The organism is Deltaproteobacteria bacterium, from assembly GCA_016178705.1.
GTDB lineage: Bacteria > Desulfobacterota > Binatia > HRBIN30 > JACQVA1 > JACOST01.
Window position 1 is genome coordinate 159,734 of sequence record JACOST010000009.1, and the last position, 20,004, is coordinate 179,737.

A 20,004-nucleotide genomic window follows, 5' to 3' on the forward strand; every position below is an offset into this window, starting at 1 on the left:
CGGCTCATGCCGCCTCCTTCATGTAGACCGCTCTGGCTTGATAGGTGGCCACGCGCAGACGCCAAACTGTCGCACCGTCGTCGCGCTCCTCACCCCGCTCGAACCCGAATTGCTCGTAGAAGTTCTTCACCATGCCGTTCTTCGCGGTCGGGAGATAGGTTCCGATCACACATTCGCATCCGTTCGCCAGAGCGATCGTTACGACCTGGTTCATCGCGTACTGTTCGACGCCACGACCCAGCACACGGCAACTCATCAGCCACGAATCGATCTCCATCACCGGCGACCGCGAGCGCAGGATGACGACCGAAATCAGCCCATTGTCACCGAACTTGTCGGCCAGGGTCACGTACATCGGGATGCACTCGTCCGCACGCTCTGCCATGGCAGTGCACTCCGCCAAGTTGTAGCGGCGGGAGGTCAGGTTGAACTGATTGCTGCGCTGAATCAGCTGCGCGATGCGCGGCATATGAAACGCGTCGAACCGCCGCATGGTCACCCGCATGTCGAGCGAGCGAAGATACTCGGCAATATCGGTGAAGCCAGTTTGCAGCGCTTGCCGGTGCGCGTTTTCGCGATAGAGGTCGGCGCGCCGCCGATCTTCGTCGGAAAAGGACGACACTTCGAACAGGTTCAGCTCGGCGATGGCGCGCACGTAGTCCGCCGGATCTTCGGGCAGTTCGGGCACAATCACCTCCGGGAGCGTCTCGCGCACAAGTTGGCGCTCGAATACGTTGTCGTCCAAGAACACCATCGAGTCGTAGCCAATGTTCAGGGTGTCCTTGATCAGTCGGATGTTGTCCGGCTTCGGATTCCAGTTGGCGACGAAGACGGCGATGTCCTCCTCGCGCAGCGCCATCTCGGGATGCGACTGAAACGGCTCCAATGCGGTCGCCTGATCGTTCTTACTACACACGGCGAGAATGATGCCGCGGCGCTTGAGGTCGAGCAGATAGTGCTGCAAGCGGAAAAACGGTTCCCCTTCACCAAACGGGCCGAGCGCAATGCCTTCCATGCCATCGTCGCCGATCACTCCGCCCCAGAGCGTGTTATCCAGATCGACGACGACGCATTTGACGACGTGTCCCGCGTTGGACAGCAGAATGTCGACCAGGTTCTGTGCCACCAACGGTAGATGCTCCAAGGCGCAGAACGCCTTCGCGAGCGTCCACAGTTTCTCGTCGGACCAGTGTTTGCGCCCCACGTAAGACGCGAGCGCCTCCACGTCGTTGATGAGCACGTGCGGCCGATCGCGCGCCAACTCAACAAGGGCTGCGTTCACTCGCGCCACCATTGGATAAAAGGTCTCGCCGACTTTGTGATCGAAGTTGCCGAACTGCCGTTCGTACGGCAGCACGTAGTTGCTCTGAATGACGAGTGCCGCCGAACGGCTTTTGACGGTGTCCCACAGTGCGGCGGCGCCGCGAGTGATGCCGTCGACGAAGTGCGACCGCTCCGCTGCTTGCCGATAGTACTTCAGCCGCAGCGCGTTGAGGGAGTTCAGGATGATGACCGCGTCCGGTGCGAAGGCGTAGAGATCAGATTGGGGATTGAAGATGTCCAACTCGACCGAGTCGAACTCCGCCAAGTACACCTCGGCGCGGATACCCTTGGACACCAGCAACGCCTTGAGCAACGGCACGATCTGCGGCACGGCCGCGTCAGACAACACGGCCAGCCGCATCGTACGCGTGCACACCGAGTCATCCAGTCGCTTACTCTGACGCAAGAGCGCCGAGTAATTCAGATGTGAGGCATCCGCTGTCAACATGATTGCCCTCCCGCCACCGGAAGGTTTGCGCCGGTCAGATAACTCGCGTCCGACGATAAGAGGAAGCGAATCACCGCGGCGATCTCTGCGGGTGTCGCTAGTCGCTCCATCGGCAAGCCTGCCTCTAGCTGCTCGATGAACCGTTCGGGAAGTTCCGCATTGAAGTCGGTCCGCGTCATCCCCGGTGATACCGCATTGACGCGCACACCGTAGCGGACGAACTCGACCGCCATGCTGCGAGTCAGTCCGAGCAGGGCGTACTTGCTCGTCACATACGGCGTCAGCTTGGCCGGGGGAATACCCAACGTCACAGAGGACAACACGTTCACAATCGCGCCGGGCGTCTGGCGACGTTTGACTTCCTCGGCAAACGCGGTGCTGAGCGCGAACACTCCACGCAGCGCCGCGACCTGGTACGCGAGAAACGTCTCGATATCGGTCTTCAGCAACAGTTGCCGCCGCCACACCTGCGCCGCATTGTTCACCAACCCATCAAATGCGCCGCCGCGAACGCACGCGGTGAGCGCGGCGAGCGAGTCGATCGACGAGTCGTCGTAGTGAACGGGTTCCGCCCCGGTCCGATTCGCCACCTCGGCCGCCGGCGCCTGGTTGCGGCAATACGTAAAGGTGATCTCGTGTCCCTCACTCGCCAGTCGATCAACAAGCGCTCGGCCGATACCGCCACTACCACCAGTGATCAGCACACGCATCAGAGCAGCCCAACCTGGACCTTGGCTTTCGCGGCGATGCGGTCGCGCGTCACGTTGCGGAGCACCATCTCCATCGTCAATACGCGCACCGACTCAGCCACCTGGGTTACAGTGGCCTCGATGTCGATCTCATCGCCCAAATGGCACGGGGTCTTGTACTGCGTGTTGACCGAGTGCAACAGCACGGCACCGCCCGGGAAATGCACGCCCACAAAGTGCGAGATGAATCCGTTCAGGATCGTCCCGTGCATCACTCGGTCTGGAAAACCGTGACGCCGCGCAAACGCGTCGTCGGTGTGCATCGGATTGGTGTCCCGATAGGCGGCCAGAAAGTCCTCGTAGACCTCCGCCGAAATGCTGTACCGGTGAGTCGTGCGGAAACCTTCACGGATGTCACTGCCCGCCGGCATCGTATGCGTCACACTTCCCCATCAGAACTGAAAGTAAATGAACGGGACTTCGCCGCCACCGTAGAGCAGCATCGCGAAGCACAGCGCGGCATAGGCGGGCGACTGCACCCACCACGGTAGTCGCAAGAACACTACATGATCGCCGGAAATCGCCTGTGGCAGGTCGATGAGCAGGATCGCCGCGGCAACGATGATCGGCCACGGCCCCACGGCCGACAGATGCGTCAGCCGCGCCAGGCCGATGAGGTAGTGAAACGCCGTAGCGAAATCGGGCGCGCGGAAAAAAATCCACGCCAGCACCACCAGATGGAAGGTGAGCAGCGTACGCCCCACCCGCACCGCAACGCTTCGTGTCGCCGCTGAGGTCGCACGGATACCGAGCATGCGTTCGACCGACAGATAGACGCCATGCAAGCCGCCCCACACCACGAACGTCCAGCTCGCCCCGTGCCACAGGCCACCGATCAACATCGTCAGCATCAGATTGCGGTATGTCGCTCGGCCGCCCGATCGGTTGCCACCGAGCGGGATGTATAAGTAGTCGCGCAGCCACGCCGACAGCGACATGTGCCATCGCCGCCAGAACTCGGTGATCGATTGCGACAAGTACGGCTGATCGAAGTTGCGCCGTAGTCGGATGCCGAGCAGCTCGCTGACGCCGCGAGCGATGTCGGTGTAGCCAGAAAAGTCGCAGTAGATCTGAAAGGTGAAGAAGTACGCACCACGCAGCAGCACCCCCGAACTCATATGCCTCGGGTCGGCAAAGATCTGATCCACAGCCGGCGCCAAGAGATCGGCGATCAGCGCCTTCTTGGTGAATCCGAGCAGCATCAACAACAAGCCCGTGTTGATGCGCTCGGCGGTCACGCGCGCGGGCGCGATGATCTGTGGCAGCAGGTGCCCGGCACGTTCGATCGGACCGGCGACCAACTGCGGAAAGTACGCCACGTAGACCGCATAGTCCAAGAAGCGCTTCACCGGCGTGATCTCGTTGCGGTAGACGTCGATCGCGTACGACATCGACTGGAACGTGTAGAACGAGATGCCGACTGGCAAGACGATCGATAGCATCGGCGCCGACGCATGCAGCCCGAGCGCGTGCAGCAAGCCGACGGCGGAGCCGACGAAGAAATTACAGTACTTGAAGAACCCGAGAATCGTCAGGTTCGCCGACAGACTCGCGATCAGCACCAGCTTGCGCGTGTGGGCATCGCGCGTCGAGTACATCAGTCGACCCGCGGTGAAATCGATTATGGTGGACAGCCACAGGAGGCTGAGAAACCGCCAATCCCAACTGCCGTAGAAGACATACCCGGCGACCAGCAAGAAGCGGTTGCGCCACGTTCCCGGCAGGAGCCCTACGCCGATCAGGACCACCGGGAGAAAGCAGAGAAACGCGAGCGAGTTGAAGAGCATGGGCTATGATCGCCGCCGCCACTCATCGGCGAGCGCCGCGGCCACCGACTCGACATACGTCGGCGCCACCCTGATCGTCCCGATGAAATTGACGTGGTGCCAATCGTTGAAGTCTTCCACCGGCAGCGCGTTGCTCAGATCACGGAAGGTCACGTGCGGAACCTCCGCCGCCAGCCGGGTGAAGAACGCCAGGTAGTCGCGATAGTAGGCGCTCGACTCGTACTCGCGGAGAATCAACGGACTCTCCGGGCTGTTCACCAGCACCACGGCCGCACCGTGTGCCGAAAAGCCTCGCACCAGGTGCTCGATTGCGGCGTACTCGCCGGTCGGCGCGAAGATCTCGTCGCGCACGGCGAGCTTCGCGTCGCGATAGCGTCGGAACCGATGGGCGAAGTCGCCATGTCCGCGCAACGAATCCTCCCAGCGCGCCACGAACTCCGGTCCGGTCGCGCCGCCGACCCGCAGAAAATCATCCGGCTCCCGTTCGTCCACCGGCGGATAGCGCCACGGACCCATCGGCGTCGTTGCGCTCGTCGGCGGTGCTTGCCGCAGGCGCACACTAAGCAACCGAACGTCGTTGTTCAGACCTCCGGCGCGTGGATTCCAGGTGCTGTCGGCGACGACTTCGAGCAAGTGCGGGCCGCGCCCGGTCGGCGTCAGGGAGAGCGTTTTCCAGCCGGCCTCGGCTTCGACGCGCTCGGCGACCGCTTGTCCGTCGAGCGTGAAGCGAAGGGTAACGCCTCCGCGCTGTCGGAGCCACTCCGGGTGCACGTAGTAGTCGAACCGATCGGCGGCATCGGCGGCCAAGGGGACGCCGAATCGCTGCCGCATATAGCCGTCCGAATAGCCGCCGTACCCGCCCCGCGGCGACGGGTCGTGCAGCCAGTGGGTGAATACTTTGGCGTGATCTTGCAACGACGAGCGGACAAGCTTGCGGTACCGGTACAGGTTGCTGCTCCCGGCGAACACGAGGTCGAGCTTATCCGACGCGGTCGAGAGATATTCGGCCCGTTCGCGCAGGGTGGCCAACGGCGGAAGTACGTAGCGCACCTGCTGCTTCAGCCCACGCTCGAAACTGGGATTCAGAAAGTCGACGAGGTTGAACATGAGCACAACGACGTCCGGGCGAATTTCGTCGAGCTCTGTATCGAAGAACAAGCGGTAGTCCGAAGGCTTGATGCCCGGCAACAGCAACCGATGCACGTCAGCGGGCAGCTCGGGATGCTGCGTCGCCAACAATCGCTGGATCTGAAACTGATCGAACGAACCCGACACCGAGCTGCCGACTGCCAGCACGCGGGCCGTGGCGGGTGGCGGTGGCTGATGGAGGCGGTGCAGATCTACAAGAAACTGATAGCCGTAGTCGGCGGACTTACCGGTGAGCTTCGGGATTCGCCAGAAGTACAAATTGAAGGTCACGTCGAGCAAGAGGAAGAGCAGCGGAATCGGCAACCAGATCCGCCACGCGCTCGCCGCTGTGGTGCGGCGCGCGACGGGCAACGGTATCGCGTCCGCCAACGCGCCGTGTCCGACCCTGACCGCCTCCGGCAGCGGCGCTTCGTGGTGTTCCGCCAACATGATGGTGAGGTCACGCGGCGGCGCGATATCGGTTCTGCAGGCTTTGGAACTGCCGCTGCCGCCACCAACCGGCGCGGTGCATCAGATAGCGCCCGACGAGCCATAGAATGCCGCACCCGTAGCGGATGCTCGCCAGCAAACTGGCCGACGAGGCCTCGGCGAAGTAGCGCGTCGGCACCGGCACCTCGGCGATGCGAAAGCCCGCATCGACGATCTGCGCCACGATCTCTTGATCGAAGATGAACTTGTCGGCGTTGAGCCGGAAGTTCACGGTCTCCAACACCTCCCGACGATACGCGCGGTAGCCGGTATGGTACTCGGACAGATGCAGACCGAACACCCAGTTCTCCACGCCGGTGAGAAATCGATTCGAGACGTACTTCCACCAGGGCATCCCGCCGCTGAGCGCCGAGCCGCTCTTGAGGCGCGAACCCAGCACGACATCCGCTTCGCCGCGCTGGATGGGGTGGACGAGATCCGGCAGCAAACGCGGATCGTACTGATAGTCGGGATGCACCATCACGATGATCTCGGCCCCGGCCCGCAGCGCCTCGGCGTAGCACGTCTTCTGATTCGCCCCGTAGCCGTAGTTGCGGTCGTGCAGAAACAGTTTGAGATTGAGTTCGCGCGCCACCGCCACGGTGTCGTCGGTGCTACCGTCGTCGACCAGGATGACCATGTCGACGGAGTCGTGCGGCAGCTCCGCGTACGTCATCTTCAGCGTGCGCGCCGCGTTGTAGGCCGGCATCACGACTACCACGCCCGGCCGGGGCCCGGCCGGGGCGGCCACCGCCGGCCCGTTTCCGTTTGCTGCATCTTGAATCGCCACCGATTGCTCCTTGTACATGTCTCTCACTCCACAGGCCGGGGTGCAGACGGTTTGCGGCACCAACAGGCATAGGTCAGCGTGGTGTTCTTGTCGGTATCGAGTCGATCGAGCGGCATCAGCATGAGGGGAATCGCGACGCCAAACACGCCGGTCGCCAATAGCTTGAACGGCAGCCGCACCCATTCGATCCACTGGCGGCGCGCCGGCGGAAACAGCATGATCGGCAACATCTGGATGCGATTGGCGAGGTAGTAGAAGAAGCCACCGAGCGGCCGGATGTACTGCACTTCGAAACCTGCACGCTCGAACAACATGCGCAGCGCGTGGGAGGTGAAGCGGAAGTAGTCGTGCGGGTTCTGGTGCTGTCCCCAGCCCTGCGGCGCCGAGAGAAATAAATTCCCACCCGGCTTCAACACCTCGTAGAGCGCGACGATCAACCCCGCTGGGTCGGGTACGTGCTCCAAGACGTCGTTGCACAGGGCATTGTCGACACTGCCCGAGCGCAAGCCGAGATGAAACAGATCGGACACCAAGCCGAGCCGCGAGTAGTCCCACTCGTCGTCGCCCACGCAACTGTCAACTCCGAGGTAACGCGCGTGCGCGAACAGCGGCTTGAATGGACACTCGCCGGCCCCTGCATCGAGCACGAACTCGCCAGCACGCACCCGCGCCGCCGCCTCGCACACGAAACGATAGCGGGGATAGTGGTGAGGGTCGAACCAGCGCCGCAGCGACCACGGGATGCGCTGCAACACATCGCGCTGCCAGCGCGGTGCGACCGGCTCGAGGCTCCCGCGTGCGGCAGGGGCTGCCAGCTCTTCAAGTTGTACCGTTGCGCGGGTTGCCATTTCCTCTCTCAACTCGTCGCTCCCGATTGCGTGGCGCGCGACACACGGGATGCGACGCACGCCATCTGATCGCCGAAATTGAGCGGCACCTCGACCTCGGCCAAGCCCAGCGCGCGCACCACCCGGTCGCAGGCGCGATACGTGCCTTCACTGTACTGCGACAGTTTGAAGACCCAATGATGAATCGGGAATGCCCGCCCAAAGGACTGCAGTCGTTCGCTGGAAAATCCGTGCTGTCGCAAAAAGCGCGGCAAGGTCTGCCGGGAGAAATAAAAGTAGTGATCATCGAGCAGCGCCCACCAATGCCTTCCCATCACGCGCGCTGCCACACTGCCAAAGTCCGGCGTGAGCAGAACCAAGTGACCATTCGGCCGGAGCAGTCGATGGAGTCGATCGAGCACCAGCGCGGGATCGCTGAAGTGCTCGATGACATCTGCCAGCGTGATGACGTCGAAGCTCTCCGCTTCGTACGGGACATCCTGAATCGGCCCGTTGAAAACCTCGACACCATAGGTGCGGTGTGCGTAGTCGGCGGCATCCTGCGAGGGCTCGACTCCGACCGCGTCGTAGCCGAGCCGGCGGGCGGCCAAGAGCAGGAAGCCGTAGGCGGAGCCGACGTCGAGCAACCGGGCGCCGGGGCTGGGTGGTGGCAGCAATTGCAACAGCCGTTCGGCATTGCGGCAGCGCACTTCCGCTTGTTCTGCGAAACGCTCGTCGGCTCCGTCCGCGTAGTGACCTTCAACCAAGTGCGGCGGCAGCATGCCCAATCCACAGTCACGGCAGCGCTCGACCGCACCTACCAACCTGCGCGAGCTCTGCGTGATGCGATACGGCGTCGTACTCCGCTTCCCGGCATCAGCGCCCGCTCCACCGAACTGCGGAACGAAATCGCTCCCACCGCACACCGGGCACAGCGGCGCTTGTCGGGTTGACGGCATGGCCATCGCGGAGTTCGTCATGGGCGGGCGAACACCACAATCTCGGGGTTGAGGCTGCGAATCACCTCGTCCCGCAGCAACAGCGACGGGGTGCGGAACTGCGCCACGCGCCGATAGCCGAGTTCCTCCGCCAACAGCGCGCGCAGGAACGCTTCGTTTTCCGGCCGCCGCTTCACACCGATCTCGAAGGTGTCGTAGTGACCCGTGACTCGACTGATGTCGGCCATGTTCAGCACAATGAAATCGGGCCGGCGCTGCGCGAGACCTTCCCGCGTAGTGTCACTGAACTTGGGCTGCGAGACGTTCACGCCCGCGGGCATGCGCGGCAGAAAGGTCGCCCGATTGTACGTTTCAACCGTCCGGCCTTGAGCGCGATCACGCAACCACGACTCCGCCGCGTAGCGTGGATCGCGCATCAAGAGGTGATCGACGCTGGCACCATAGGCCAACCCGGCGAGCAGCACCGTCGCAACCACGCCGCGCCCCATCGCGCCACGTCGCCCCAAGGCGTGCAGAAACACTCCCGCAAACAGCATGAGCAGCATGCTCAACGGCAACACGTAGCGAACGGCAACCAACGGCAGTGCCGTCAAAGCGAACCAGTAGTAGGTCGCGAAGAGTGTCATCGGCAACGCGGCGGTCCAGGGAGCCCGCACCAGCGCGACTACGAGACCGCAGAGTCCAGCCGTACACAAGGCGATGCCAACGCCGTTCGTGAGGCTGACCACAAGCTCGCGCAGCAATCGCATATGAGTGGCCAAGGACGGCCCATGCGTCACATCGATGTACGCGGCGCGCGGCACCAGGGTGCCGAAGTATTCCCGCGGCAGTGTTCCGGTCAGAAAGCGCCAACGATTCATCAGACCGGCCGGATTGTAGAAGGCGTTAGTCACCACACCGTACACCAGCACGCTGACGACCGCCCCAACACCGAGGCGAAGAATCACCGGTCCAATCGCCGCAGCCGACAACGGATGCAGTTGCCGCCATTGCGCGACGGCGATGAAGAGCGGCAGCGCGATCAAGAACCCAACGGCAGACTCCTTCGTCGCAAATCCCATCGCCGCCGCGATGCCAAGGCCCATACAATCTCGCCAGCTGACGGCGCGCATGAGCCGTACCGCGAAGAGCAGTGCTAGCAGCATCCAGAACGTCACCGGCACGTCGAGATTGGTGGTGTGGGCGTAGAAAACCAACACCATCGCACAGGCCGCGGCCGCGGCGCCCAACAACGCGGCCCCGGGCTCGAACAACAGCATACCGAGCGCGTACACGATCCAAACCATCCCCGCCGCCATCGCCACGCTGACCGCGCGCCCGATCAGAGCAAGAATCGCAAGCGACCGCTCCGGGTTCTTGAATCCATACGGATAACGGCTCTCGGGCCGGCGGAACTCTCCGGTGAAGTAGAGCGTTCCGAGATACGGAGCGTAGCCCACGAGCAACAGCAGTGGATGACCGATCGGATACTTGAAGTAGAACCATCCCGAGTTGGGCTTGGCGAACGACTTCTTCGCCACCGACAACGGCGTCAGCGGGGTGATCGCATCGGCCGCCCAGGTCGTGTTCCCGTTCGGTAAACCCCATTGCAAATGCCAACTGTTGACCAGCACACTCACCAACAGAATCGCGGCCAGCAATGTTCGGCGGAGCCGTGGCTCCATGATCAGCGCACGTCCTCGTGGGAAGTCTCCGTGTGATCTACAGCTTGGCCAGCCACGTCCAAAACTCTTTATTGTAGCGATCGGGGTTGCGCGCCAGCCGGACACGGAAGGACAGCACCAGATTGTCCCACGTCGACCATTCACTGACGCCGATGTGGACCAGCTTGTCGGGAATCCGCAGCCGCAAATTCCACTGCGCCGGCACACCGCGATAGATCCAGTCGCGCTCGCGCGTAAAGTCGATCACCCAGTCGCCACCGGCGGGACCCTCAACGGCCCACCACGTCACCACGTTTATGCGCTTCGCGATGCTCGGATCAGCCGCGAGCAGACGCGTGAAGTAAGTACGAAAGCGTTCGAAGAGATCAGCCGGTGCCGCAGCTTCGCTGGCGAAATATTCGGCGATCTGTCCAGCGTGCGCTTGACTCATCGCTTCGATCATTTCCATGCGCCGGTTCCAGTCGGGCGGCGGATTGAGCCGGTGCAGGCCGCCGCGCGGATCCCACTGATCGCCCGGATTCATCTGCAACCCCTCGATCTCGGGCGCGTCGGCGGCCAGCGCGGTGATCGCCTCTTGCGGCGTGTTCACGTAGTGCGGCGTATTGAGCTGGAGCTGATCGGCGGCCAAGAGCGCGAAATTGCCTGCGGCGGGCACTGCCCGTTTCGTCCGCAGCAGCTTCGCCCAGTGAACGAACTCCTCGACGTGCGCACGCTTGCTCTCACGCCAACGCTCGATCTTCGACGCCAACGAGAATTCGAAGCAGCCAGGGTACTGGCTGGCGCCGGTAAAGGTCAGGAATGCCAAGTCGATCTGTTGCTCGCGGCCCAGTCGTTCAAGTGTGGCGTCGTCGAGATGGCAGTCGTTGACGTTCAGCACCGTCGTGCCGTCCTGCAACAGGATCGCACTGTCGTCCCATGGACGGTCGGGCGGAATCAGGCGCAGCCGTAGGCCGTCGCTGCACGTGAACGACTCGTTGAAGTTCAGTTCGGTGATCGTGCGAAAGCCGATCGCGGCGAGTCGATCGCGGAAGCGTTTCTTGCGAAAATCGGCAATGATGACGTGGACGCTCTTGTCGATCTGCGCCAGCGTTGGCGGATCGAAGTGGTCGGGGTGCTCGTGCGACACGTAGAGATAGTCGATCTTCGGTAGATCACGCACGCCGAGCGCCAGCGGCGGGAAGTGCCACCACGTGCCGTGATACGTGGGGTCGGTCAACCACGGGTCCATCAAGATGGTGCGGCCATCCGCCTCCATCAAGATCGCGGCGTGCCCCAGATACGTGACGTTCATGCGTGCTCTCCCCTGATATTCGGCACGGCGTCGCTCACCGCCTCATCGGCAACCACAACCCCGCGCTGCTGCAATAGCTTCACGTACAAGTCTTCCATCTGCCGCACCATTGCGTGGGCTGAAAAACGTTCTTCGACGACACGCCGGCCAAGGCGGCCCATCTCCACCGCGCGGTCCCCACTCGCCAGCAGCTCGGCAATCGCCGCCGCCAACGGAACCGGATCCTTCGGCGGCACCAACAATCCGGTGTGGCCATGGCGCACCACCTCGCCCGTACCGCCGACATCGGTGGCTACGACCGGCTTCTCCATCGCCATCGCCTCGAGGATGGCGTTCGACATCCCTTCATCGTGCGACGACAGGACGAAGAGATCAAACGCGGAGAGCACTTCGGGAATGTCAGTGCGGCGACCGAGCAGATGGAGATGCGCCGTCAGCCCACCTTGGGCGACAACGGCGCGCAATTCGTCGTCGAGCTCGACTTCGCCGACAATCACGGCTTGTGCCGCCGGCAGACGCTCGCGCACCTTGATCATCGCGCGCAGAAACTCTTCGACCCCCTTGCGTACCCGCATCCGCGTCACGATGCCGACGACCGGGCGCTGCGGATCGAGTCCGAGACGCGTCTTATGGTCGCCCGCAGCGAGCGGACGGAAACGGTCGGTGTCGACGCCACTAGGGATCATGACCATCTTCTCGCGCGGACAGCGTTCGTTCTCGTGCACGAAGTCACGGACGGCGTTGGCGTTCACGGTCACGCAGTTCGCGAGCCAGTTTCCCAGGCGCGCGCCAGCCAGCTCCACTCCGTGTCGCTCGTGGCAGCCGCGTTTGCTCACCAGCGTCACCGGCACGCGCGCCAACCGCGCCGCCAGCGAACCGATCGCGTTCGCGCGCAAAAGATAGTTGTGTACGAGATCCACACGCTCCCGCCGCAGAACGCGCGCCATGCGGAGGATCGCGCGCAGCGCGGGCACGCCGTTGAAGTGTTTCCGCAGGCCGCCGTCGATCACTCGCACGCCATGCGCGCGCACTGCGTCCAACAGCGCGCCCTCCCCAGTCAAGCAATACAAGATGGGGTCAAAGCGCCGCTGGTCGAGCAGCCGCAACACTTGGAGCAGATGCGTCTGGCTCCCGCCCACCGGCATCGACTTGATGGCGTAGACGATTCGAATCTTGGGCATACGACGTTTCGGCGCAGGTCAGCGCGGGGAGTGATAGCCGAGATCAACCGCGCCCGCGTCCGCAGCGTTGTCGCGACGGACGGTGCGGCCATCGAGCGCCCAGACGATGGCGGCCGTGCTGCCGGCGTCAATCGCCGCGCTACCGCCATCGACCCGAAAGTCATCGTCAGCGAATCCGCTACCGCCTAACACCGAATCGAGTCCCGCCGGTGCGTTGAACACTGATGGGGCGATCAGCAGCGGTGCTCCACTACCGACGCCGGTCGGAGGCTGTGACAACAGGTTGGGCGTCAGGCGCAACGCGCTCCAACCGCGCGGCGTGACAACCAGATCACCGGCGTTGTTCTGTACGATGTTGTGCGCGAGCAAGACAGTTCCCATGCGGCGGTCGGAGAGCGAATGATCGATCCACACGCCACGCCCGCTGTTGCCGTAGACGGTATTGTTGCCAAGACGCAGCACACTATTGCGGACGCGGCGTAGCCGCGCCTGCACCCCGTCGCCGCCGTTCGCGTAGACGAGATTGTTGAACACCGTGTTGGCACCGCGCGGTCGCACGAACATAATGCCCGCGCCTCTGTTCGAGAAGAGGCGGCAGTTGGTCACCTCGACGCCGGTCGGGTTCTGCGCCACCACACCGGCCAGCCGCGCGCCGGTTACGTCGATGCCATCAATTCGAACGTATGAGCGACCGGCCAACCGAAATCCGCCGCTCAGTCCATTGGCGTCGAGCAGCACTGGCCCGGGGGCGTCACCGGTCTGCGCGCCCGTGGCATCACCGACGAAGATGATCGGACTACTCGCGGTGCCGCTGGTAACGGGATACAGATTTCCTTCCCGATAGACGCCTGGGCCGATCACGATCGTGGTCCCCGCGCCAGCTTGCGCAGCGGCCCGCGCGACAGTATGCAACGCCGTCTGTGGCGTGCGGCCGTCGTTGCTGTCGTTGCCCAGTTGGGCGCGCACGTAGAGCGTGACGATGGCCTGCGACTCGCCGCCGATGGGCCCGTGGGACTCGTAGTGGAACCCAAGATCAGCTCGGCCGGCATCGCGCATGCCATCGCTGCGCGCCACTCCACCGGTCAGGGCAACGTCAGCGGCGTCCACGCCGGCGGCGTCGAGCCCCGGACTCAGCGCGACGTTGAGCCGGAAGTCATCGTCGGCAAAACCGGTACTGCCGAGGATGCCATCCACACCGGGCGGACGGGCGAACATGGGATCCGCACCGGGGTCATTCGGATCGGCCGGGGTCTCGCTGTTGGCGCCGTCACGATTGATATTGTGGCTCAGCACGAGCCCCGGGAGAGATGATGGCTTCGTCTTTATCCCGAACTGGCCATTGCCCTTGATGATGTTATTGATCAGCTCAACGTTGGGTGCGCCGAGAAAACCGTCCAACAGGATCGCATCGCCACTGTTGCTGTACAGCGTATTGTTGACGAGCAGCGCGTCGCTCGCCTGCCGCAAATCGCCGGTGATCGCGATGCCGGTGCTGTCGTTCGCGTAGATGAGATTGTTGAAGACGGTCGCGTCGGTCGAGTCGGTCACGTCGATACCGCGATGGCCGGAGAAGATCACGTTGTCGGCAAGGGTAACGTGGTCTGACCCGGATTCCAGTGTGCACGCCTCACCGTCGCCCGGGCACGCACGCACCTGTATGCCGGCCACACGCGCGCCCATGATGCGGAAGCCGCGGATTTGGACGAAGCTGCGCTTCAAGAGTACAAAACCGGTGTCCTTGCCGGTGGCGTCGATCAGCACCGGACCGGGCGTCGAGCCTGATAGCTTGCCGCTGGTATCGCCGACGAACACGATAGGCTGCGAAGCCGTCCCGGCGTTATTCAGATTGATGTCGCCTTCCGCGTAGCGTCCAGGTGCGACCACGATCGTATCGCCGGGTTCGGCGGCCCGCGCCGCCGCAAAGACGGTGCGAAACGCGCTAGCCGGTGATCGGCCATCGCCGTTGTTGCCATCCGGATTGACAAACAGTAGCCGGATAGCACTGGCAGCCAAGAGGCGTGCTTGCAACGCCGAGAACGTTCCGACTGTCGGCCGCATGCCACCGCGCGGGTAGTGAAAGCCGGCGTCGCTTAAGCCCTCGTCAGCCGCATCATCGGTTCGTGTCGAGCCATCGGCCAGCCCCATGACCGACGCGACGCCGGCGCTGCGATCCACCGCAACGCTCGTCGTCAACTGGCCGGCGCTCCGCTGTTGCAAGTGGAAATCGTCGTCGACAAAGCCAGCGCCGCCAAGTTGGCGGTCGGCACCCGCCGGCGCTAGCAGGCCAAGATCACCGAGCAGGGCGCCATCGAGGTTCGCCGTCCCGGTGAAATCCGTTAGCGACCGCGGCGTGACCAACAGTGCGCGGCCAGCGTTGCGATCGAGAAGATTGTTCATCACCAGCGCACCCGGCGATCCGACCGGATCGTTGTCCACACGGTTGCCGATCACCACACCGTGCGCGCCGTTGTCATAAACGGTGTTGTTTACCACGCGAGCTTTCGGTGATCCCGTCGCTTCCCCGCCGACGGCGATGCCGCCTGTGCCGTTGGCGTACACGAGGTTGTTGAAGATCGTCACGTTCGCCGAATCGCGCACGAGAATACCGCTCCCGCGATTCGAGAACACGACAGAATTGCTCACCGTCACGTTGTCCGAGCCGCGCACGCCAGTCGCGCTCTCTCGGGCACGAATCTGGATGCCGGAGTCGAAACCACCCGTGACGTGGAATCCATCGATTGTCACGTAGCTGCTACCGAGAATGTTGAAGCCCGTCTGGACTCCCGTCGCCGCCGCACCACCACCGCCACACAGACTGGCGCCGGCATCGATCACAACCGGTCCAGCATCGCCGGTAAGTGAACCATCGGCATCGGCGACGAATTCAATCGGGCGCAACAGCGGCAGCGCCGTGCCGGTCTGCTCGCCGAGATTGATGTCCCCTTCACAATAGGTTCCACCTCCAACAATGATGCGGTTGCCCGGACGTGCCTGCAGCGCCGCGTAGCCGATGGTTCGAAACGCCGTCGCGGCGGTCCGACCATCGTTGCTGTTTCGACCCGTAGTACGCACAAAGATCGGCGTCTGCGGAATTCGCGGCACGACGTACGGGCCTGCCGTATTGTCGAAATGGAACCCGGCATCGACGATGCCGGTATCGGCGCTGCGGTCATCGCGCGTCGAGCCGCCCTCTTGCACGGTGATCGCGTCGGCCGGGCCAAAGTCCACCGCGGGGCTGCCGGCACGCAGCCGGAAGGCGTCCGGGGTGGTGCCGGTGCGATTGACCAGCAGCGGATCGGTTTCGCGATCCGTCGGATCGGGAAACGTGGTCGGCTCAAAGCCGTCGGCGTTCACATTGAACGCGCCGCCGTACGTCTCTTGCGATTCCGGTGCCACCTTGATTCCAGCCGTCCGATTCCCGGCAATGACGTTCGACACCACCGCCGCGTAACGGGACGCAACATCGCTGCGATCGCCTTCGCCGATGAAGATGCCGTACCCGTTCCCACCGTCGCCATTGGCGCAGCTCGTGTTGTGCGCGATCACCGCGTTCGGCGAGCCCTGAATCATGCCACCCACCGAGATGCCACTCGATCCGTTGTGGTAGACGAGGTTGTTGACGATGACGGCGCCGGTCGTGTCTTGAATGTCGATGCCTCGCTTGGCGCTGTTCTGGACGATGCAGTTGACGATCGTGATGCTGGCGGAGCCAACATTGTTGCCGCGGTTGTACCGCACCTGGATGCCGGCATCGCCGGCGTGACGCACTTCGAAGCCGTCAATACGGATGTTCTGCTGGCCGTAGAGCAAGAACCCGGTCGACTCCCCAGAAGCATCGACGATCACGGGTCCGGCGAGATCACCGGTGCGACTGCCGTCGGTGTCGGCAATGAACTCCATCAGCTCGGTCCGCAGACTCTCTGCGGTGACCAGGCGCGGCGAGATGTTGCCCTCCTGATACACGCCTGGGCCGACGATGATGCGACCGCCCGAGTTGTCGAGCCGGCGTGCAGCGGTCGCGACGCTCCGCAGCGCTGTGACGCGCGAAAGGCCGTCCGCACTGTCTTTGCCACTGGTGCGCACGTAGAGCGTTGGCCCGGCTTCGGCGCTATCCACGCCGAGAAGGGTCAAGATCACGAGAATCAGCGCGGCCTGTCGAAACATACGGTCCTACTGTCGAAGTACGTGCCGGGCGCCGTCGCCCGCACGCAATCATGCTCAATGCCTAGAAGAGTGTGTAGATGAACGGCCCGAGCGCCGTGCTCTGCGCGGTCACCATGAGCCCCGCAAACACGAGCAGCACAAAGACCATCGGAATCATCCACCACAGCTTGCGCTCCCAGAAAAACGCCAACAGCTCTCCGGCAATGCCGAAGCGGTTACGAAGTCCCTCAACAAAATTCATCGTACGTTCTCCTTAGTGAACTGACGCCAGAGGCGCTCGGATGAAGGCGGCAATCAACTGCGCCGCCACTTCGTGACCCGCCGGCGTCCAGTGTCCGTCGTAGTGGAAATACAGCGGCGTGTTGCCCTTCGCCAAGCGAATTCCCGGAGCGAGATCAAGACAAGACACATCGTGGGCCGCGCACCACTGAAGCACGCGTTGCGCCGGCTTATCGAGATCCCACTGCCGCCCACGCATCGCTGGATGTGCGGCCACGGTTTCCTCCCAAAACTCGGGATAGATCTGGTAACGGCTCGGCACCACGACGATCGCGAACCGATGGCCAGCGGCGGTCACTATCGCACGCATCTCGGTTAGCAAATCCTCGGTGTGCTGCCACGCGTCGCGCCATTCAGCGTCCGGTTCGGCGGCAAACACCCAGTAGTCAACCGGCACGCCGTCGCGTTCGGGTACCACTCGCGTGCCCTCGGCCTTCAACAATCCGATACCGTGCAGCGGCGCGGCAATCTCTGGGTGTCGCAGCAGCAGCTGACGAAAGAATTGATACGCACGCAAATGATCCCGCCACCCTTTGGACGACTGTCCCGCGCCTCCGTCACCGCCGCTCGGATTCACGCGGAGCAACTTGCCCTCGGCGTCGTAAACCGGCCGCAACGCGTCTTCGAGCGTCGGGCTGTTATTCTTCACATCGTTGCCTGGATAGAAGGCGAGCAGGACGAGATCCGGATCGTAACGCAAACCTTCGCGGCGCAGGAATGCCAGCTCGCTCGCCGTTCCATATCCACTCACGCCGGTACTAATGACCTCGCTGTTCGCACCTAGCCCCGTCTCCAGCCGCCGCCCGACCATCGACTCCATTGGGACTTGCAGCGCTTCGATGAAAGAATCGCCGAGCAACAGAACGCGCATGGTGCCGGCGGGCTTGGCGTACGCGTGATCGACGTCGCGCAATCCTTGCGGATTGATCCGAACCGGAACCCGAAACTCGTGGTCCTCCTGGGTCCACCAACCCGACTTGCCCGCGATGTGCCGCCAGCCAAGCTCCGCATCAGGTTGCCAGAACCGATCAGGCAAGAGATGCAAAGTCCTCACGCCGAACTCCAGCAGGCCGTAGCCAAGCACCACACCGAAGATCGCCAGCAGCGCAAACGCGCTCCACTCGCGCTCGCGCCCCACGAGTCGCTACGCCTTCGTCACCACCGTGTTGCCCAACACCAACGCGTCCATGCCGCTGCGCATGAACGTGCTGTAGGCATTCGCCGGCGTGGTGACGATCGGTTCGCCCCGCAGATTGAACGACGTATTCATGATGACCGGCACGCCGGTGGCCTGCCCGAAGCGCTCGATCAGGTTGTAGTAGAGCGGGCTCTCCGATTTGTGCACGGTCTGCAAGCGCGCGGTGTTGTCGACGTGGGTGATGGCGGGGATCACCTCGCCCTGCCCGTCCTTCACGTTGACGACGTAGAGCATGAAGCGCGCCGGGTAGTGCGACGGCGCGTCGGGCAGATCGAAGAATCGCTCCGCCGCGTCGGCCAACACCGAGGGCGCGAAGGGGCGGAACGGCTCGCGGAATTTGATCTTCACGTTGACGATTTCCTTCATGTCGTTGCGGCGCGGATCGGCAATGATGCTGCGCGCGCCCAGGGCCCGCGGCCCCCACTCGAAGCGCCCCTGATACCAGCCGATCACGCGGCCAGCCGTCAGCTCGTTGACGACGCGATCGAGCAACTCCTCTTCGCGTTCGTACGTCTGATGCGGCGCGCCGGTGGTCTTCACAAAATCGCTGATCGGACCCTGCCCGAACTCCTGCCCCCAGTAGGCGTGCTGCATGACGAACTTGCGTGGCTTGCCGAGCACGCAGTGGTAGGCGTAGAGCGCCGCGCCGAGTGCGCCGCCACCGTCGCCCGCCGCGGGCTGAATGAAGAGCTGCTTGAACGGGGTCTCGCGTTGCACCCGCCCGTTGGCGACGCTGTTGAGCGCCACGCCGCCCGCCAGACACAGCTTGTCGCTGCCGGTCTCTGCGTGCAGCTTGCGCGCCATCGCCAGCACGATCTCCTCGGTCACTTGCTGGATACTGGCCGCGACGTCCGCGTAGTACTGATTCTTCTTGGCGAGTTCGTGGTAGTTCGACGGCTTGGGCTCGAAGTACGACGGATAGCCCGACGACTCGGTGAAGAAGTGCCACGACGGATCGCGCGGCTCGCCGAACAGTTCGAGGAACTTCGGCTTGTAGGTCTGGTGCGTCGAGTGATGGAAGCAGAAGTAGTCCATGTCGAGCCAGAAGCTGCCGTCGCTACCGAGCTTGATCAGCTTGTAGACCTTGTCGACGTAGCGGGGCTCGCCGTAGGGCGCCATGCCCATCACCTTGTATTCGCCTTCATTCACCTCGAAGCCCAGAAACGCGGTGAAGGCGCTGTAAAGCAAGCCGACCGAGTGCGGGAAGCGGATTTCGCGGAGCAACTGGATGTCGGTGCCCGTGCCGCGACCCATCGTCGCGGTCGCCCACTCGCCGACACCGTCGATCGTCAAAATCGCCGCGTCGTCGAACGGCGAGCACAGAAACGTGCTGGCCGCGTGCGACATGTGGTGCTGGCTGAAAAGGATCTTCGACACCGGGACGCCGAGTTCCTTGCTGATGAGGTTTTTCACCCACAGCTTGTCGAGTAGCCAGGTCGTCATCGCGTCGCCGAACACCTTCCAGGACTTCGGCACCACTTGCAGCGCGGTGGTCAAGATGCGCTCGAACTTCACGAAGGGCTTTTCATAGAAGACGACGTAATCGAGATCCGCGGCGGTGATGCCGCCTTGCGCCAAACAATAGCGAATGGCCAGCGCCGGAAAGTTGTAATCATGCTTCTTGCGCGAGAAGCGCTCCTCCTCGGCCGCGGCGATCAGCATGCCGTCATCCAGCAGAGCCGCGGCTGCGTCGTGGTAGAAGCACGAGATGCCAAGAATTCGCATGA

Annotated in this window: 15 protein-coding genes; all 15 read right to left on the reverse strand. The window is 63.1% G+C overall.

Annotated elements, in window-relative coordinates; all coding sequences use genetic code 11:
• Nucleotides 1-4: 4 nt before the first annotated feature.
• On the reverse strand, nt 5-1,771 hold the full coding sequence (locus tag HYR72_04955) for an HAD-IIIC family phosphatase (GenBank protein MBI1814303.1): 1,767 nt from the start codon (nt 1,769-1,771) through the stop codon (nt 5-7).
• A complete protein-coding gene (locus HYR72_04960; GenBank protein ID MBI1814304.1) occupies nt 1,765-2,481 on the reverse strand; it encodes an SDR family oxidoreductase in 717 nt (238 codons plus the stop codon). The genes HYR72_04955 and HYR72_04960 overlap by 7 nt, the downstream gene beginning before the upstream one ends.
• Nucleotides 2,481-2,903, reverse strand: a complete 423-nt coding sequence (locus tag HYR72_04965) for a MaoC family dehydratase N-terminal domain-containing protein (GenBank protein ID MBI1814305.1) — start codon at nt 2,901-2,903, stop codon at nt 2,481-2,483. The genes HYR72_04960 and HYR72_04965 overlap by 1 nt, the downstream gene beginning before the upstream one ends.
• A 9-nt stretch (nt 2,904-2,912) precedes the next feature.
• Nucleotides 2,913-4,307 (reverse strand): MBOAT family protein, encoded by a 1,395-nt coding sequence (locus HYR72_04970; protein ID MBI1814306.1) that lies wholly within the window; start codon nt 4,305-4,307, stop codon nt 2,913-2,915.
• A gap of 3 nt (nt 4,308-4,310) precedes the next feature.
• A complete protein-coding gene (locus HYR72_04975; protein MBI1814307.1) occupies nt 4,311-5,885 on the reverse strand; it encodes a hypothetical protein in 1,575 nt (524 codons plus the stop codon).
• 10 nt (nt 5,886-5,895) lie between these two features.
• Nucleotides 5,896-6,732, reverse strand: a complete 837-nt coding sequence (locus HYR72_04980; protein MBI1814308.1) for a glycosyltransferase family 2 protein — start codon at nt 6,730-6,732, stop codon at nt 5,896-5,898.
• A 5-nt stretch (nt 6,733-6,737) separates the two neighbouring features.
• Entirely contained in the window at nt 6,738-7,562 is an 825-nt protein-coding gene (locus tag HYR72_04985; protein ID MBI1814309.1) for a class I SAM-dependent methyltransferase, read from the reverse strand.
• Between the two features lie 8 nt (nt 7,563-7,570).
• A complete protein-coding gene (locus tag HYR72_04990) occupies nt 7,571-8,506 on the reverse strand; it encodes a class I SAM-dependent methyltransferase (protein ID MBI1814310.1) in 936 nt (311 codons plus the stop codon).
• An 11-nt stretch (nt 8,507-8,517) separates the two neighbouring features.
• Nucleotides 8,518-10,164: a glycosyltransferase family 39 protein gene (locus HYR72_04995; protein ID MBI1814311.1), complete on the reverse strand. Its 1,647-nt coding sequence runs from the start codon at nt 10,162-10,164 to the stop codon at nt 8,518-8,520.
• Nucleotides 10,165-10,201: 37 nt separating this feature from the next.
• The gene (locus HYR72_05000) at nt 10,202-11,455 is read right to left on the reverse strand and encodes an MBL fold metallo-hydrolase (GenBank protein MBI1814312.1); all 1,254 of its coding nucleotides are present in this window, start codon (nt 11,453-11,455) and stop codon (nt 10,202-10,204) included.
• Nucleotides 11,452-12,636: a glycosyltransferase gene (locus tag HYR72_05005; GenBank protein MBI1814313.1), complete on the reverse strand. Its 1,185-nt coding sequence runs from the start codon at nt 12,634-12,636 to the stop codon at nt 11,452-11,454. The genes HYR72_05000 and HYR72_05005 overlap by 4 nt, the downstream gene beginning before the upstream one ends.
• Before the next feature lie 18 nt (nt 12,637-12,654).
• Nucleotides 12,655-16,800, reverse strand: a complete 4,146-nt coding sequence (locus HYR72_05010; GenBank protein ID MBI1814314.1) for a right-handed parallel beta-helix repeat-containing protein — start codon at nt 16,798-16,800, stop codon at nt 12,655-12,657.
• Nucleotides 16,801-16,861: 61 nt separating this feature from the next.
• On the reverse strand, nt 16,862-17,041 hold the full coding sequence (locus tag HYR72_05015; GenBank protein ID MBI1814315.1) for a hypothetical protein: 180 nt from the start codon (nt 17,039-17,041) through the stop codon (nt 16,862-16,864).
• A 12-nt stretch (nt 17,042-17,053) separates the two neighbouring features.
• Complete coding sequence (locus HYR72_05020) at nt 17,054-18,217, reverse strand: SGNH/GDSL hydrolase family protein (protein ID MBI1814316.1); 1,164 nt, start codon at nt 18,215-18,217, stop codon at nt 17,054-17,056.
• 6 nt (nt 18,218-18,223) lie between these two features.
• Nucleotides 18,224-20,002: a carbamoyltransferase gene (locus HYR72_05025; protein MBI1814317.1), complete on the reverse strand. Its 1,779-nt coding sequence runs from the start codon at nt 20,000-20,002 to the stop codon at nt 18,224-18,226.
• Between the last annotated feature and the right edge of the window lie 2 nt (nt 20,003-20,004).

Coding starts and splice junctions, on each gene's coding strand:
- HYR72_04955 (MBI1814303.1), bottom strand. CDS start 1,771: ATGTTGACAGCGGATGCCTCACATCTGAATTACTCGGCGCTCTTGCGT.
- HYR72_04960 (MBI1814304.1), bottom strand. CDS start 2,481: ATGCGTGTGCTGATCACTGGTGGTAGTGGCGGTATCGGCCGAGCGCTT.
- HYR72_04970 (MBI1814306.1), bottom strand. CDS start 4,307: ATGCTCTTCAACTCGCTCGCGTTTCTCTGCTTTCTCCCGGTGGTCCTG.
- HYR72_04975 (MBI1814307.1), bottom strand. CDS start 5,885: ATGTTGGCGGAACACCACGAAGCGCCGCTGCCGGAGGCGGTCAGGGTC.
- HYR72_04980 (MBI1814308.1), bottom strand. CDS start 6,732: ATGTACAAGGAGCAATCGGTGGCGATTCAAGATGCAGCAAACGGAAAC.
- HYR72_04985 (MBI1814309.1), bottom strand. CDS start 7,562: ATGGCAACCCGCGCAACGGTACAACTTGAAGAGCTGGCAGCCCCTGCC.
- HYR72_04990 (MBI1814310.1), bottom strand. CDS start 8,506: ATGGCCATGCCGTCAACCCGACAAGCGCCGCTGTGCCCGGTGTGCGGT.
- HYR72_04995 (MBI1814311.1), bottom strand. CDS start 10,164: ATGGAGCCACGGCTCCGCCGAACATTGCTGGCCGCGATTCTGTTGGTG.
- HYR72_05000 (MBI1814312.1), bottom strand. CDS start 11,455: ATGAACGTCACGTATCTGGGGCACGCCGCGATCTTGATGGAGGCGGAT.
- HYR72_05005 (MBI1814313.1), bottom strand. CDS start 12,636: ATGCCCAAGATTCGAATCGTCTACGCCATCAAGTCGATGCCGGTGGGC.
- HYR72_05010 (MBI1814314.1), bottom strand. CDS start 16,800: ATGTTTCGACAGGCCGCGCTGATTCTCGTGATCTTGACCCTTCTCGGC.
- HYR72_05015 (MBI1814315.1), bottom strand. CDS start 17,041: ATGAATTTTGTTGAGGGACTTCGTAACCGCTTCGGCATTGCCGGAGAG.
- HYR72_05025 (MBI1814317.1), bottom strand. CDS start 20,002: ATGCGAATTCTTGGCATCTCGTGCTTCTACCACGACGCAGCCGCGGCT.